Source organism: Pseudomonas fluorescens, assembly GCF_902497855.1.
Lineage (GTDB): Bacteria > Pseudomonadota > Gammaproteobacteria > Pseudomonadales > Pseudomonadaceae > Aquipseudomonas > Aquipseudomonas fluorescens_BI.
In genome coordinates, this window is the sequence record NZ_CABVHU010000008.1 from 258175 (window position 1) to 274077 (window position 15903).

Here is a 15903-nt window from a genome sequence, read left to right on the forward strand (position 1 = left end):
CACACCTACTCTCCTTTATTTTTTATTTTTTCCAACACAAACATTTCTACCGCACTAATTATTGCAACCCAATCTTTCATTTTTTCCGGAGTAAACCTCACCTCTACTAAGACCCCCAACGCTTCTAATACGTAAGCCCCCTCACAGGTATATAATCTATTCTCCCTAGTCAGCTGGAGGCATTCAAAGACGAAGTGTATTTCGCCATTAGTTTCCAACCAGAAATACTTGTTTACGCGCCCATCAAAAACTCTATCATTCCCATCCACATAGTAAAGACCAACTTCCTCATCAAAACGCACTCGATCTATCCATTGCGGAGGTGTTGCCGAAAGAAAAAATTCGAGCACTGAGCGTAAATTTTTTCCAAGCCTACGACGAGAATTCAAGGTGACACTAAGCCCTTCAAACTCTAAAGCCTGCACAAAATAAGTTGTGTGATTAGCTGGCTTCATTCCTGGCCACGTCATCACCATTGGCAATGACACCAAATTTGCACTACAACCTTTTTTGTTATCCGTAAAGCCTTTCTCCCAAGAGCTCTTACCCTCGTATTCCGCCCAAAAAGCGATATATTCACGTTGAACTTCAATCACATGCCCGTTCAACTTTCCGCAGACCATCTCATCTGCAAAGGAAGTACCGGCAAACGAATACACTAATGCCAAAAAACAGACAAGCCGCCTTGTCTTGAAATGAAAAATCGCCAACGACCACTTTGGGTTGCGCATGCGCAATCTCCTTTTGCAATCAATATATAACTAGATTTCATCGCCCAATGATCGCCGCCGAACCAAGCACTTGAAGTTGCGCTGATTCAGATGGGGCAGTCGTGAGAGTGAACAACAGTTTCCTGGCCACGTCTGGAAGTGACCATTCGTAGGAAACAGTATGTGTCATCCCATTTTCCGCGGTTTGCACTTGTTCGTTCTTTAATTGCTTCACAATGAATGGGGCAGGTGGATGTGCAACCAGTTCAGTGAATAATTTTGTTACGGTCTCAGTATTTGCCCTGCGGGCATGCAAAGCGCAAAAATTCTTGCCGCCAAGAAGAGCCAGCACAAACGTGCCATGCTCATCTGGAACAGGCCAAGCGTCTCCGGTACGACCTCCCAGGAACAATGCTGCGTGCTCAGGAGGAAACTTTGGCACAGGTTTCAGCTTTTCCCGAAGAGCGTCTAGATCGACAAGGTTCTTCAGGCAAAGCGATGAGTAAAGGTAGAAGAAAGAGTTGGCTTGTTTGTCACCTTCGCTGCCAAAGCAAGCAGTTGACGTCAGCGTGAGCATAAGTATGACGGTGATAAATCTGAGCATGGAAACTCTCCGTAAATCTTACGATTAAGCCAAGGATGATCCCAACGTTTACTAGGTAGTGTCAGATGAAAACATACCATTCATACTACTAACCATACAAAAGTCATCAATCACACTTCCTACAATTACGTAGGCCTCTTCTGATAATCGGCCCCAATCCCGTAGGAGTCTTCGCACAATTATTCAAAAAAGTAAAAACCATCATTGGAGGACGACTCGTTTTTACTATCAAATATTTTCAGGCTGGCATTCTCTGGCGCTGCTATCGGACGCCACTGCTACGCTGAAGCGATCCGCATGACCGCTGTGTCGCTGATGCTCAGGCTATCCAGATAAAACTGCGCCAATTTATCACTGGGGGGGGCACATTCGAATCTAGCTGCACTCCGGCTGCCGAATTCGGATAAACGTACGCCAACATGCAGTTAAACGTGTCTCATAATTTTGTTTGATGGCAAGGTAAGACTTCATTGACGGATGACCGCCGCCGAACCCAATACTTGAAGTTCTGCGGAATCGGATGGGGCTGTAGAGAGAGTGAACAACAATTTTAGCGGCGCGCCTGGAGTTGACCATTCGTAGGAAACAGTTTGTATTGGCCCATTTACGACGTCTTGTGTTTGTTCGTTTTTCACCTGCTTTGCGATGAGCGGATACGGTGCGTCTGCTACCAGAATAGTGAACCTCTCTATTGCAGTCTCAGTACTTGCCCTGCGAGCATGAACAGCGCAAAAATTCTTGCTGCTATGAATCGTAAGCACAAACTGTCCATGTTTGTCTGGAACAGGCCAAGCGTGGCCGGGACGTCCTCCCAAGAATGGCGCTGCCTTTTCAGGAGGAAATTGTGGCATAGGTTTCAACTGTTCTCGGAGCGCCTCGAGATCTAAAAGATTCTTCATGCAAAGCAACGCGTAAATATTGGCGAACGAGTTGGCTTGAGCGTCACCTTCGCTGCCAAAACAAATATTTGACGTTAATGCGAACATAAGTATAGCGGCTATAAATCTTTGCATGGAAAATCTCCGTAAGGCCTAACGATCAAGCTAAGGATGATCCGAAGAAACTATCATTAACAACACACCATCTGCGCGACAGGCCGGCGACTGCATGAAACCAGTACTTTCAGAGTCACTTTCGAAAGCTAATAAACCGAAACAAAAACCTCTGCATTGGTCACATCACAACCAGACTACTAGTAACTCACCAAATGTCATCATTCACACTTCCCACAATCTTGTAGGCATTATCCGATAATTCTTTGCCACTTGTAGGATGTGCCTTACATGTGTGCTCCGACAAATGCAATCACCGCCCCACCCCGCCCAAAAAAAACTATCTCTTTTCCAACCTGAAAACTCACCGCTCCCTCAAACTCTCACTCGCATACTGCTGCAACGGACTCAAGAAGTACTCAATCACCCGCCGCTCATCCGTCTTCACTTCAGCCGTCACAGACATCCCAGGAGACAACAAGACCTTCGCCCCTCTAACGATCAGGTGATCCGCCTTCAGCCGTATCCGACTGCTATACACACGCCCCTTCTTCTCATCCTCAATCGCATCACTTGAAACACTGACGACCTCGCCCTCCACCGTTCCATACTTGGTAAAGGTAAAGGTCTCGACCTTGACCGTAACGGCCTGCCCCGCTCGAACAAACCCGACGTCCTTGTTCTCCAGAAACGCCTCGACCTCCACCGGCTGGTTATCCGGAACGATCACCATCAGTGGTTGGGCCGCGGTGACTACGCCGCCGACGGTGTGAATCGCCAGTTGCTGGACGGTGCCCGCTACCGGAGCGTTGAGCAGGGTCAGTGATTCCTGGTAGCGGGCCTTGGCCAGTTCCTGTACCAGTCGTGCGACTTTTTGATCGGCCTGTTGCTGCAGGTCGAGCATGGCCCGGCGGGTCTGGGCGACGACGCCTTCACGGCGGCGCTGGGCTTCTGCCCGGGCTGCGGAGAATTGCAGCACGCTGGCCTGTTGCACCCGCAGGTGGCGCTGCAGGTCCAGGCGGGCCTGTTCCTTTTCCAGGTATTCGTGACGGGCCACGTATTGTTCGGTGAGCAAGCGTTGATAGTCTTCGGCCAGTTGGGTGGCGATCGGCAGGGTTTTCAGCAGGTTCGAGACCTGCGCCCGGGCGGCCTGGATTTCGGCGTTGCGCTGGAGGATTTCCGCATCGACCAGCTCGAGGCTGCTGCGGTATTCCTGGTATTGCCCCTGGAGCCAGCGCTGTGCGGCCAGCACTTGCTCGGGGTTGGCGTGCTCGATGGCGCCGATCAGGGAGTCCGGGGGCTGGCGGTGGTTGATCGCATCGAGCATTGCCTTGCCCCGGGCACTGTCGATTCGTGCGGCCAGCAGGTCGCTCTGGATGAGTTTGACGTCGGCATCGGCGGACGTCGGATCGAGTTCGACCAGCCGCTCACCGACCCTGACTGTCTGGCCATCGCTGACATGGATGACTTTGACCACGGCGGTTTCGCTGGATTGAATCAACTTGGTTTTACCGCTGGGGACGATCTTGCCCGGTGCGATCGCGACCACTTCTATCCTGCCGATCGAGGCCCACAGCACCGTCAGCATGGCGAACGCCATGATGCTCCAGAGGAAGACCCTGGGAGCCGGGTGCACGGGCTTGTCCTGGAGCGCCAGGGCCGCGGGCAGAAACTGGATTTCATGGGGCAGGCGCCCCGCTGGCGGGTCCATCTGCCGGCGCTGGCGCCAGGACTGACGCCAGGCGTCGCGGTAGCGTTGCAAAAGGTCAAGGCTTGCGGACATGTGACAATCACTCCATGAGTCAACAACAGGCGGGTTCGGCAATGCTTAAAAAGGGCTGATCGTTCAGCCTTGCTGCAGGCGGTGCAGCCGGCAGTAGTGCTCCGCCTGTTGGGCGATGAGTTCGGCATGGGAGCCCTGTTCGACGATTTGCCCGCGATCCACCACCAGGATGCGATGGGCATCCCGCACGGCGGACAGTCGGTGAGCGATGATGATCACGCTGCGCCCCTGGCAGATGGTCTGCATGTTCTGCTGGATGATCCGCTCGGACTCGTAGTCCAGGGCGCTGGTGGCTTCGTCGAAGATGAGGATGCGGGGGTCGCCCATCAGCGCCCGGGCGATGGCGATGCGCTGTCGCTGGCCGCCGGACAGCGAAGCGCCGTGTTCGCCGACGACGGTGTCGTAGCCTTCTGGCAACTCGAGGATGAAGGCATGGGCACCGGCCATTTTTGCGGCCTCGATCACCGCTTCGAGGGGAGCGCCCGGGTCGCTCAGCGCAATGTTTTCGCGGATACTGCGGTTGAACAGCATGCTGTCCTGCAACACCACGCCAATCTGCCGGCGCAAGGATGAAACATCCGCCAGCGCCAGGTCCATGCCATCGACCAGCACCCGGCCACGCTCGGGGACGTACAAGCGCTGGAGCAGGCGAGTCAGGGTGCTTTTGCCGGAACCGGACCGACCGACCACCCCGATCACTTCACCGGCTTCAACCTGCAGGTTCACCCCACGCAACACTTCGGAGCCATCGGTGCGATAGCGAAAATGCACCTGGTCGAACTCGATATGGCCTTTGAGCGGCGGCAACGTGCTGCGGGTGCCTTGGGTCAACTCGGTGGGTGTATTGAGAATGTCACCCAGGCGCTGGACCGAAACTCCCGTCTGCTGGAAGCTGGTCCAGAGCTGCGCCAGGCGCATGATCGGTTGCGATACGCGTCCGGCCAGCATGTTGAAAGCAATCAACTCACCCACCGACAGCTGGCCGCCGATGACCAGTTGCGCACCCAGCCACAGTGTTGCCACAGTGACCAGTTTGCCAATCAGGGACACGCTTTCGTTGGCGATAGCGGACAGGTTCTGGGTCTTGAACCCGGCCGCGACATAGGCCGCCAACTGGTTGTCCCACTTGCGCATGATCTGCGGTTCGACCGCCATCGACTTGAGCGTATCGATACCGTTCACCGTCTCCACCAGAAACGCCTGGTTCTCGGCACCACGCGCGAAACTGTCTTGCAGCCTCGATCTCAATAACGGCGTGATCAGTAGCGAGACCAGCACATACAGCGGCAGTGACAGGAGCACGATCAAGGTCAACCAGCCGCTGTAACAGAACATCACGACGATGAAGGCTACTGAAAACAGCACGTCCAGCAGCAAGGTGATGGCATTGCCCGTGAGGAAGCTGCGGATGTTTTCCAGTTCCCGCACACGGGCCACCGAGTCGCCCACTCGCCGCGCCTGAAAATAAGCCAAGGGCAAACCGATCAAATGGTGGAACAGGCGTGAGCCCAGTTCCACATCGATGCGGCTGGTGGTGTGGGCAAATACGTAGCTGCGCAAACCGCTGAGCGCGGACTCGAAGACCATCACCGCCAGCAGGCCGGAGGCGATGACATCCAGGGTGGTCAAGCCCTGATGCACCAGCACCTTGTCCATGACTACCTGGAAGAACAGCGGTGTCACCAGTGCGAACAGTTGCAGCACAAAAGAGACAACGACGACTTCGCCCAGCAGCTTTCGGTGTTTGACGATGGCCGGGATGAACCAGGTGAAATCGAACCGCGAGGTCTCGCCGGGCAGTGCGGATTCGGAACGGATCAACAGCAAACTTCCGCTCCAGCGAGCTTGCAACCGGTCAAGGCTGATCACCTCGGGTCGGCTGGCGCGAGGATCCTGGATCAGCGCTTTTCCCTCATCCAGTTTGGCAATGATAAAAAAACCGCCGTCACGATCCGTTGCAATCGCCGGTAGCGGGGTACGGTCAAGACGGGCAATCGTTGTTTTCACCGACTTGGCCTTGAGGCCCGACTTGCGCGCAGCCAACAGTAATTCGGCGGGGCCCAGCGCTTGCCCTTGGGTAGAAAACAGGTAGCTAAGGTGTTCGGTCGACGCCGCCACATTATGGAAGCGGGCCAGCATGACCAGGCAGGCAACACCGGTGTCGATGTCCGCAGTGGATTGAATTTTTTCTTCTTCGCTCATGAGACATCCTGGTCAATCGAAATGACGCACCAAATACTGATGAAAACCGCCGCAGTTCAAGTTTGCGCAGAACTATCAGGAGGAAGGAAATCCTGTTCAAAATCATAATTGCCGGACAGATAACTGCTCAGGCTTATTAGATCGGCCGGACTTAACAGGCCCGCCGCCTGTTTCAGTTTCAGGGTATTGATGATGTAGTCGTATCGCGCGTTGTTGTACTCTCTGACGACGTTATAAAGCTGGCGTTGCGCATTGAGAACATCCGCAAAGTTTCGAGACCCCATCTCCCAACCCACCTGATTTGCCTGTACCGACGCTCGACTGGACTGGATGGACTGGCGTCTCGCTATTACCTGTTCGATATCGGAATTGACGGTGCGATGCAGGTTACGAGTCGCCAGCACTGTTTCCCGAAGCCGGTCTTCTTTTTCATATTGGCTTCGCGTCAACTGCTCGGTGGCTTCGCGTACTTGAGAACGGACCATGCCGCCTGAATACAAGGGAATGTTAAGTTCAAGCGCGATGCTGCGTTGGGTAATATCATCCCTGTAGTTAGCGCCGCCCGTGACTTCACTATTGCCTTTGCGATAGGAGACCACCGCATCCAGGGTGGGGGCGAATCCGGCCTTGCGCTGCCGCAGGGTGTGTTCCGCCGCGACTACCGAAAATTGACTGGCTTGCAGATTCAGGTTTTGTTGTACCGCCTGATTGACCCAGGCGTCCGCTTGCCCGGGTGCTGGCGCCACAATGGGCAGCCGGTGCTGTAGACCTTCAATCGCCGAATAGTGTCTGTTAGTCAGACGAGACAAGTCCCCGAAGGCATCATCCACCTTGCGCTCCGCCAGCTTGCGGTTGGCGCTGGCATTGTCGTAGGCCGCCTTGGCATCCAACAGGTCGGTGATGCTGGCCGCCCCCCTGGCAAGTCGGCCCTGGGCCTGCTGCTGTTGACGCTGCAGAGCGGTTTCTTCTGCCCTGGACGCTGCCACCCTGTCCAGTGCTCGCAGGGTTTCGAAATAAGCTTGTGCCACGGTGAGGATCAAAAATTGTTCTTTTGCCAGCAGCTCGAATTGATCTTTGGTCAGCGTGGCCTGCGTGGCGTCCAGTTGGAACCAGCGATCAGCGCGAAACAACGGTTGGATCAAGTTGGCCTGGAGGGTTGAATCATTACGAGAGCGACTTGAAGAAGATCCCGTTTGGGTGACGGCGGCGGATCGTACCGAGGAATTCAGGGTTGGCAATAGTCCGGCGCGAGCCTGGGGTACTTTTTCCTTGAGGGATTCGAAATGATGCCTGGCGGCCAACAACTGGACATCACTCACTAACGCTTCTTCATAAACAGACAACAGATTCGCGCGACCAGCGTTAACATCCGCTTGCAGCGAAGATGGAAACATTGCAAGCAAGACGGCAAGTCCGATGATCTTCATCAGTACAATGTGTGTGTTCCAAGTTCCAGCCCACTCCCTCGGCATACTTTGACTTCCCCTAGTTAAAACGATATCTGAGTTAAATCCGCTCGATGAAAACAAGGTGTTCCATCTGCTGACAAGACTACCCAGACGCTTGAATTAATGTGAGGTACCGACTTCCGAGGCAGTTGTAATACTCATCCGGCAAATGATGATCAATCCGGTAGTCACGTATAGGAAAAGTTACAAATGGAGTTTTCCTACAGGGTTGAAATATTCGGACTACTTTTGGTAGGGGAAGGTTGGGGGATTGCGGCGGGTGCAGTGTGAGTATTCTGGGTATTGGGTTGTTTGTGCCGGCCTCTTCGCTGGCAAGCCAGCTCCTACAGGGTCCGCGTCGTACGATAATGGTGCGACAACACGCATCCTGTGGGAGCTGGCTTACCAGCGAAAGCGATATCACGGATATAAAAAAACCCGCCGATGATCACTCATCGGCGGGTTTTTTTAAGTGCAGCTAACGCTTAGATCGCGCCACGCTGACGCAGCAGGTCCAGCACTTGCTTGACGCTTTCTTCCAGCGACAGCGACTGGGTGTCGACCACGAGGTCGGCGTCCAGCGGCACGTCGTACGGGAAGGAATCGCCCGGGATGTTATCCCCGGCCGCAGCGTAAAGGCCTTGCGGGTCACGCTCGGCACAGACTGTCGGCGAGGCCTGGACGTAGACCGTCAGCAAGCGCTCCTTGCCGATCAGTTCCCGGGCCTGTTCACGACCTTCGGCACTCGGCGCAACGAAGGCTGCCAGGGTCACCAGGCCGGCTTCGTTGAACTGACGCGCCACGTGCGCGGCACGACGCCAGTTCTCGGTACGCCCGGCGCGATCCTGTGGCAGACCTTTGTTCAGGTCGTGACGCAGGTTCTGGCCATCGAGTACGAACACCGCACGGCCCATGTCGAACAGCCTGCGTTCAACCGCGTAGGCCAGGGTGCTTTTGCCGGCGCCGGACAAGCCGCTGAACAGCACGGTGGCCGGTTGCTGGCCGAAGCGCTGGGCGCGCTCTTCGGTGGCGACGTGGGCCAGTTTGCCGTGGTGGGTGCTGCTGCCATGGCTCAACGGCTGGGCGATGATCATGCCGGCGGCCACGGTGCCATTGGTCAGACGGTCGATGACGATGAACGAACCGGTGGTGCGGTTGCTCGCGTAACCGTCCAGCGCGATGGCCGCGTCGAGGCTGACCTTGACCCGACCGATCTCGTTCAGTTGCAACGAACTGGCCGGGCCTTCTTCCAGGGTGTTCACGTCGACGCGGTTGACGATGCTGGTGATCGAACCCGGTACATAACTGGTGGCGCGCTTGATGTCGTATTTCTTGCCCGGCAACATCGGCTCTTCGGCCATCCACACCAGCATGGCGTCGAAGGCATCGGTCACTTGGGGCTGGTTGTCCGCGTGCACCAGCAGGTCGCCGCGGGAGATGTCGATCTCGTCTTCCATGGTCAGCGTGACAGCCTGACCGGGACCTGCGTGTTCCAGTTCACCTTCGAAGGTGACGATGGATTTCACGCGGCTGCTCTTGCCCGACGGCAGCACCACGACTTCGTCGCCCTTGTGCACGATGCCGCTGGCCAGGGTGCCGGCGAAACCCCGGAAGTTCAGGTTTGGACGGTTGACGTACTGCACCGGGAAACGCAGGTCGGTGTAGTTGCGGTCGCTGGCGATTTCGACGGTTTCAAGGATTTCCATCAGCGATTGGCCGGTGTACCACGGCGAGCGCTCGGACTTGTTCACCACGTTGTCGCCTTTCAAAGCCGACATCGGCACGAAGGCCATGGTGCTCGGCTTGAACGCGATGCCTTCGGCGAACTTCAGGTAATCGGCCTTGATCGACTCGAACACTGTTTCGTCGAAGCCGTTGAGGTCCATCTTGTTGATGGCGACCACGATGTGCTTGATGCCCAGCAACGAGGCGATGAAGCTGTGGCGGCGGGTCTGGGTCTGCACGCCGTAGCGGGCGTCGACCAGGATGATCGCCAGGTCACAGGTGGATGCACCGGTGGCCATGTTGCGGGTGTACTGCTCATGGCCGGGGGTGTCGGCGATGATGAACTTGCGCTTGGCGGTGGAGAAATAGCGGTAGGCGACATCGATGGTGATGCCCTGCTCCCGCTCGGCCTGCAGGCCGTCGACCAGCAAGGCCAGGTCGACGTCTTCACCGGTGGTGCCGACTTTTTTCGAGTCGCGGGTGATGGCTTCCAGGTGATCTTCGTAGATCATCTTGGAGTCGTGCAGCAGGCGCCCGATCAGGGTGCTCTTGCCGTCGTCGACGTTGCCACAGGTCAGGAAGCGCAGCATTTCCTTGCGTTCGTGCTGGCCCAGGTAGGCGAGGATGTCCTCGCTGATCAAATCAGATACGTGCGACATGACAACCCCTTAGAAATAACCCTGACGTTTCTTTTCTTCCATCGAGCCTGCGCCATCGTGGTCGATGACCCGGCCCTGGCGTTCGGAAGTTCGCGTCAGGAGCATTTCCTGAATGATGTCGGTCAGGCTGGTGGCCTCGGACTCGACCGCACCGGTCAACGGGTAGTCGCCCAGCGTACGGAAACGGACCTTCTTCTTGACGATGCGCGCCTTGTCTTCGTCGCTCAGGTGATTGAGCAGGCGCTCGTCGTCGATCATGATCCAGGTGCCATTCATCTCGATGACGTCGCGTTCGGCGGCGAAATACAGCGGCACGATCGGGATGCCTTCGAGATAGATGTACTGCCAGATGTCCAGTTCGGTCCAGTTCGACAGCGGGAATACGCGGATCGATTCGCCCTTGTTGACGTTGCCGTTGTAGACGTTCCACAACTCCGGGCGCTGGTTTTTCGGGTCCCAGCGGTGCTTGGTGTCCCGGAAGGAGTACACGCGCTCTTTGGCACGGGACTTCTCTTCGTCGCGACGGGCACCGCCGAACGCGGCGTCGAAACCGTACTTGTCGAGGGCCTGCTTGAGGCCTTCGGTTTTCATGATATCGGTGTGCTTGGCACTGCCGTGGGTCAGCGGGTTGATGCCCTGTGCCACGCCCTCGGGATTAACGTGCACCAGCAGGTCCAGGCCGAGCTCTTCGACCATGCGGTCGCGGAACGCGTACATTTCCTTGAACTTCCACTGGGTGTCGACGTGCATCACCGGGAACGGCAGTTTGCCCGGGAAGAATGCCTTGCGCGCGAGGTGCAGCATTACGGCGGAGTCTTTACCGACGGAGTACAGCATCACCGGGTTATCGAACTCGGCGGCGACCTCGCGGATGATGTGGATGCTTTCGGCCTCCAGCTGTTTCAGATGCGTCAGTTTGTCGACCATGGCTACTCACGAAAACGATCTTATGGACGGCCAGCGGGCCGTGTTCGAGCGAGGAATCCTAGCACAGCGACCTCTTCTAATCAGGACGCTGGCTAGATCGAAAGGGTATATGAATATACCCATGTGGGAGCGAGCCTGCTCGCGATGGTCGCCAACGATGACGCGGGAAAACGGGCACCCCGCGGTGTTCTCGGGTTTTTCGCGAGCAGGCTCGCTCCCACAGTGGATCGGGGGTATTCAAATCGGATTCGGGCAATCGATGAAGATGTGCTCCAGGGCGAACCGCCGCGCCAGGTAATCGCCCAACGCCTGCACACCATAACGCTCAGTGGCGTGATGGCCGGCGGCGATGAAGCTGATGTCATTTTCCCGGGCGCTGTGGAAGGTCTGCTCGGACGCCTCACCGCTGAGGTACAAGTCGACGCCAGCCAACACGGCCTGATCGATATAACCCTGACCGCCACCGGTGCACCAGCCAACGCGCCGGATCATGTCGCTGCCTTCGATCAGTAACGGCTCGCGTCCCATGACTTCTTGTACGCGACGGGCAAAATCGCGAGGCGTCACAGGTTCGTTCAATGAGCCGACCAGGCCGACAACCTTGAGGTTGTCCGGGTCCAGCGGGCCTTCGACGGTGATGTCCAATTGACGCGCCAGCTGCACGTTGTTCCCGACTTCCGGGTGCAGATCCAGCGGCAGGTGGTAGGACAGCAGGCTGATGTCGTGCTTGAGCAGCGTCTTCAACCGACGCTGCTTCATGCCGGTGATGCACGGATTCTCGCCTTTCCAGAAATAGCCATGATGCACCAGCACCAGGTCGGCGCTGGCTTCCACGGCGGCGTCGAGCAACGCCTGGCTGGCGGTGACGCCACTGACGATGCGCATCACCTGCGGTCGGCCTTCGACCTGCAAGCCGTTGGGGCAGTAATCGGCAATCCTGGCGCTGTTGAGGTAACGGTCGGCTTCTTCGACCAGGGTGCTCAGGGCGACGGCCATAAAAGACTCCTAAATATCCCGTTCAGAGGCACGCTTGGCCTCGTATAATGCGCGACATTATGGGCGGTCTCATACCGCCTGCAACCTCTCAGGACGTGCTTAATGCTCAAGGCGCTGCGTTTTTCCGGCTGGCCGCTGTTGGCCGGCGTGCTTATCGCTCTGTTGATCATCCAGCGTTACCCGCAATGGGTCGGGCTCCCCAGCCTCGACGTCAACCTGCAGCAAGCCCCGCAAACCACCATCATGCAACAGGGTCCGGTGTCCTACGCCGATGCGGTGACCACGGCCGCGCCGTCGGTGGTCAACCTGTACACCACCAAGGTCATCAACAAGCCGAACCATCCGCTGTTCGAGGACCCGCAGTTCCGCCGCTTCTTCGGCGACAACTCGCCCAAGCAGAAGCGCATGGAGTCGAGCCTCGGTTCGGGCGTGATCATGAGCCCGGAAGGCTATCTGCTGACCAACAACCACGTGACCAGCGGCGCCGACCAGATCGTGGTCGCCTTGAAGGATGGCCGGGAAACCCTGGCCCGGGTGATCGGCAGCGACCCGGAAACCGATCTCGCGGTGCTGAAGATCGACTTGAAGCATCTGCCCTCGATTACCGTCGGCCGTTCCGACAATATCCGCATCGGCGACGTGGCCCTGGCCATCGGCAACCCGTTCGGTGTCGGCCAGACCGTGACCATGGGCATCATCAGTGCCACCGGGCGTAATCAGTTGGGCTTGAACAATTACGAAGACTTCATCCAGACCGATGCCGCGATCAACCCGGGCAACTCCGGCGGGGCGCTGGTGGATGCCAACGGCAACCTGACCGGCATCAACACGGCGATCTTTTCCAAGTCCGGCGGTTCGCAAGGCATCGGTTTTGCGATTCCGGTCAAGTTGGCCATGGACGTGATGAAATCGATCATCGAACACGGCCAGGTGATTCGCGGGTGGCTGGGGATCGAAGTGCAGCCGTTGACCCAGGAGTTGGCGGAATCCTTTGGTCTGTCCGGGCGTCCGGGAATCGTAGTGGCGGGGATTTTCCGTGATGGCCCGGCGCAGAAAGCTGGCCTGCAATTGGGCGATGTGATCCTCGCCATCGATGGCGAACCGGCTGGCGATGGTCGCCGTTCGATGAACCAGGTGGCGCGGATCAAGCCGACCGACAAGGTCACGATTGAGGTGATGCGCAACGGCAAGGAGCTCAAGCTCATGGCGGAAGTCGGACTGCGTCCGCCGCCCGCGCCCGCGCCGGCCAAAGAGAAAGAACAAGAGTAAGCAGCAACACAAAACCCTTGTAGGAGCGAGCGGTGCGGCGATCCGACTTGCCCGCGAAGAACGATGACTCGGTGCAACAGATGCACCGCGTTATCGTTCTTCGCGGGCAAGCCTCGCTCCTACAGATGTCGGCTGTGGTTTAGAGGTCGGCCAGGCCGTCGATCAGCGCCTGGTTCTGCTCGGGCGTACCGATGCTGATCCGCAGGAACTGGGCAATCCGCTCCTGCTTGAAGTGCCGGACGATCACACCCTGTTCGCGCAACTTCGCCGCCAGGCCCGCCGCATCGTGCTGCGGATGACGCGCGAAAATGAAGTTCGCCGCCGACGGCAACACTTCAAAGCCCTTCGCTTCCAATTGCCCGACCACCTTGTCGCGACTCTCGATCACCCACCGGCAAGTCTTGTCGAAGTGCTCGCGGTCCTCGAACGCTGCCGCCGCGCCCACAATCGCCAGGCGATCCAGCGGGTAGGAGTTGAAGCTGTTCTTGATCCGCTCCAGCGCCTCGATCAGGTCCGGATGGCCCACCGCCAGCCCCACCCGCAGACCCGCCAGAGAACGGGACTTGGACAACGTCTGGGTGACCAGCAGGTTCGGATAACGGTCCACCAGCGTGATCGCCGTCTCGCCACCAAAGTCGATGTAAGCCTCATCCACCACGACCACCGTATCCGGGCTGGCCTTGAGGATTTGCTCCACGGCATCCAGCGCCAGCAGGCAGCCGGTCGGCGCGTTCGGGTTAGGGAAAATGATCCCGCCGTTCGGTTTGGCGTAGTCCGCCGGATTGATCTGGAACTGCTCGTCCAGCGGTACCGCGTCGAAGGCGATGCCGTACAACCCGCAGTAGACCGGGTAGAAGCTGTAGCTGATGTCCGGGAACAGCAGCGGCTGATCGTGTTGCAGCAGGCCGTGGAAGATGTGCGCCAGGACTTCATCGGAACCGTTGCCGAGGAACACCTGATTGCTCTGCACGCCGTAGTAGCTGGCGACTGCGTTTTTCAGCAGATCGCTGTTCGGGTCCGGGTACAGGCGCAGGTTGTCGTTCAGTTCGGTCTGCATCGCCGCCAGGGCCTTGGGCGATGGACCGTACGGATTTTCATTGGTATTGAGCTTCACCAGCTTGGCCAGTTTCGGCTGTTCGCCCGGCACGTAAGGCACCAGGTTCTTGACGAAGGGACTCCAGAATTTACTCATGTTCAGTTGCCCTGCCCTTGTGGAAAGTCTTCGTCAACGATGCGGTATTCGGCACTGCGCGCGTGTGCGGTCAACGACTCGCCACGGGCCAGCACGGAAGCGGTCTTGCCCAGTTCGGATGCACCCTGCTCGGAGCAGAAGATGATCGACGAGCGTTTCTGGAAGTCGTACACCCCCAGCGGCGAGGAGAATCGCGCGGTGCCGGAAGTCGGCAGCACGTGGTTCGGGCCGGCGCAGTAGTCGCCCAGGGCTTCGGAGGTGTGACGGCCCATGAAGATCGCACCGGCGTGACGAATCTGCGGCAGCCAGGCTTGTGGATCGGCGACCGACAACTCCAGGTGCTCCGGCGCGATGCGGTTGGCCACTTCGATGGCCTGGTCCATGTCGCGAACCTTGATCAGCGCGCCACGGCCGTTGATCGAGGTTTCGATGATCTCGGCGCGCTCCATGGTCGGCAGCAGCTTGGCGATGCTGGCGGCGACCTGGTCGAGGAACCCGGCGTCCGGGCTGACCAGGATCGCCTGGGCGTCTTCGTCGTGCTCGGCCTGGGAAAACAGGTCCATGGCAATCCAGTCCGGATCGGTCTTGCCGTCGCACACCACGAGGATTTCCGACGGGCCGGCGATCATGTCGATACCGACCTGGCCGAACACGTGGCGCTTGGCGGTAGCGACATAGATGTTGCCCGGCCCGACCACCTTGTCGACCTTGGGCACGCTTTCGGTGCCATACGCCAGCGCAGCGACCGCTTGTGCGCCACCGATGGTGAAGACGCGGTCGACACCGGCGATACAGGCCGCGGCCAGCACCAGCTCGTTGATTTCACCGCGCGGAGTCGGCACCACCATGACCACTTCGGTCACGCCGGCCACCTTGGCCGGAATCGCGTTCATCAGCACCGAGGACGGGTACGACGCCTTGCCGCCCGGGACGTACAGGCCGGCGCGATCCAGCGGCGTGACCTTCTGGCCCAGCACGGTGCCATCGGCTTCGGTGTAACTCCAGGAATCCTGCTTCTGCTTTTCGTGGTAGCTGCGCACCCGGGCCGCGGCTTTTTCAAGGGCTTCGCGCTGGGGCACGGTGATCCGCGTCAGGGCCAGTTCCAGGCGTTCGCGGGGCAGGATCAGGTCGGCCATGGAGGCAACGTCCAGGCCGTCGAACTGCCGGGTGTAGTCCACCAGCGCCGCATCGCCACGCTCGCGCACGGTCTTGATGATGTCCAGCACGCGCTGATTGACCGAGTCGTCGGACACACTTTCCCAGCTCAGCAGATGATCCAGATGATGTGCGAAATCCGGGTCAGCAGCGTCGAGTCGGCGAATTGCAGTCGGTGCGGTCATAGCGAGAGCCTCATAGAATTGGCAAAAACTCAGGCGCCCGAAGGTGCGCTGACGTT

Annotated in this window: 12 protein-coding genes; 1 reads left to right on the top strand and 11 read right to left on the bottom strand. The window is 57.9% G+C overall.

What is annotated here, in order from left to right; genetic code table 11:
• Positions 1-5: 5 nt before the first annotated feature.
• The 9 genes from F8N96_RS18025 to F8N96_RS18070 all read right to left on the bottom strand — a co-directional run bounded on the left by F8N96_RS18025 (position 6) and on the right by F8N96_RS18070 (position 12046).
• A complete protein-coding gene (locus tag F8N96_RS18025; protein ID WP_150798930.1) occupies positions 6-731 on the bottom strand; it encodes a hypothetical protein in 726 nt (241 codons plus the stop codon).
• 37 nt (positions 732-768) lie between these two features.
• On the bottom strand, positions 769-1314 hold the full coding sequence (locus F8N96_RS18030) for an NMCC_0638 family (lipo)protein (protein ID WP_150798931.1): 546 nt from the start codon (positions 1312-1314) through the stop codon (positions 769-771).
• 467 nt (positions 1315-1781) lie between these two features.
• Positions 1782-2327: an NMCC_0638 family (lipo)protein gene (locus F8N96_RS18035; protein ID WP_150798932.1), complete on the bottom strand. Its 546-nt coding sequence runs from the start codon at positions 2325-2327 to the stop codon at positions 1782-1784.
• Positions 2328-2670: 343 nt separating this feature from the next.
• A complete protein-coding gene (locus F8N96_RS18040; protein WP_150798933.1) occupies positions 2671-4089 on the bottom strand; it encodes an HlyD family type I secretion periplasmic adaptor subunit in 1419 nt (472 codons plus the stop codon).
• Positions 4090-4152: 63 nt separating this feature from the next.
• A complete protein-coding gene (locus F8N96_RS18045; protein ID WP_150798934.1) occupies positions 4153-6291 on the bottom strand; it encodes a type I secretion system permease/ATPase in 2139 nt (712 codons plus the stop codon).
• A 56-nt stretch (positions 6292-6347) separates the two neighbouring features.
• Positions 6348-7721 carry a TolC family outer membrane protein gene (locus F8N96_RS18050; RefSeq protein ID WP_412071816.1) on the bottom strand — a complete coding sequence of 458 codons (1374 nt, stop codon included), beginning with the start codon at positions 7719-7721 and terminating at the stop codon, positions 6348-6350.
• 503 nt (positions 7722-8224) lie between these two features.
• Positions 8225-10123 carry a sulfate adenylyltransferase subunit CysN gene (gene cysN, locus F8N96_RS18055; protein ID WP_150798936.1) on the bottom strand — a complete coding sequence of 633 codons (1899 nt, stop codon included), beginning with the start codon at positions 10121-10123 and terminating at the stop codon, positions 8225-8227.
• A 9-nt stretch (positions 10124-10132) separates the two neighbouring features.
• Entirely contained in the window at positions 10133-11050 is a 918-nt protein-coding gene (gene cysD, locus F8N96_RS18060) for a sulfate adenylyltransferase subunit CysD (RefSeq protein ID WP_064679702.1), read from the bottom strand.
• 237 nt (positions 11051-11287) lie between these two features.
• Positions 11288-12046 carry a Nif3-like dinuclear metal center hexameric protein gene (locus F8N96_RS18070; RefSeq protein WP_150798937.1) on the bottom strand — a complete coding sequence of 253 codons (759 nt, stop codon included), beginning with the start codon at positions 12044-12046 and terminating at the stop codon, positions 11288-11290.
• Between the two features lie 102 nt (positions 12047-12148).
• On the opposite strand from F8N96_RS18070, the gene algW reads away from it, so the two are divergent.
• The gene (gene algW, locus F8N96_RS18075) at positions 12149-13315 is read left to right on the top strand and encodes a Do family serine endopeptidase AlgW (RefSeq protein ID WP_150763950.1); all 1167 of its coding nucleotides are present in this window, start codon (positions 12149-12151) and stop codon (positions 13313-13315) included.
• Positions 13316-13454: 139 nt separating this feature from the next.
• Here algW and hisC read toward each other — a convergent pair whose 3' ends face one another.
• Positions 13455-14507: a histidinol-phosphate transaminase gene (gene hisC, locus F8N96_RS18080; RefSeq protein WP_150798938.1), complete on the bottom strand. Its 1053-nt coding sequence runs from the start codon at positions 14505-14507 to the stop codon at positions 13455-13457.
• 2 nt (positions 14508-14509) lie between these two features.
• Positions 14510-15847 (bottom strand): histidinol dehydrogenase, encoded by a 1338-nt coding sequence (gene hisD / locus F8N96_RS18085; protein ID WP_150798939.1) that lies wholly within the window; start codon positions 15845-15847, stop codon positions 14510-14512.
• Between the last annotated feature and the right edge of the window lie 56 nt (positions 15848-15903).

Coding starts and splice junctions, on each gene's coding strand:
- F8N96_RS18045 (WP_150798934.1), bottom strand. CDS start 6,291: ATGAGCGAAGAAGAAAAAATTCAATCCACTGCGGACATCGACACCGGT.
- F8N96_RS18030 (WP_150798931.1), bottom strand. CDS start 1,314: ATGCTCAGATTTATCACCGTCATACTTATGCTCACGCTGACGTCAACT.
- F8N96_RS18070 (WP_150798937.1), bottom strand. CDS start 12,046: ATGGCCGTCGCCCTGAGCACCCTGGTCGAAGAAGCCGACCGTTACCTC.
- hisD (WP_150798939.1), bottom strand. CDS start 15,847: ATGACCGCACCGACTGCAATTCGCCGACTCGACGCTGCTGACCCGGAT.
- F8N96_RS18035 (WP_150798932.1), bottom strand. CDS start 2,327: ATGCAAAGATTTATAGCCGCTATACTTATGTTCGCATTAACGTCAAAT.
- F8N96_RS18040 (WP_150798933.1), bottom strand. CDS start 4,089: ATGTCCGCAAGCCTTGACCTTTTGCAACGCTACCGCGACGCCTGGCGT.
- F8N96_RS18025 (WP_150798930.1), bottom strand. CDS start 731: ATGCGCAACCCAAAGTGGTCGTTGGCGATTTTTCATTTCAAGACAAGG.
- cysD (WP_064679702.1), bottom strand. CDS start 11,050: ATGGTCGACAAACTGACGCATCTGAAACAGCTGGAGGCCGAAAGCATC.
- cysN (WP_150798936.1), bottom strand. CDS start 10,123: ATGTCGCACGTATCTGATTTGATCAGCGAGGACATCCTCGCCTACCTG.
- hisC (WP_150798938.1), bottom strand. CDS start 14,507: ATGAGTAAATTCTGGAGTCCCTTCGTCAAGAACCTGGTGCCTTACGTG.
- algW (WP_150763950.1), top strand. CDS start 12,149: ATGCTCAAGGCGCTGCGTTTTTCCGGCTGGCCGCTGTTGGCCGGCGTG.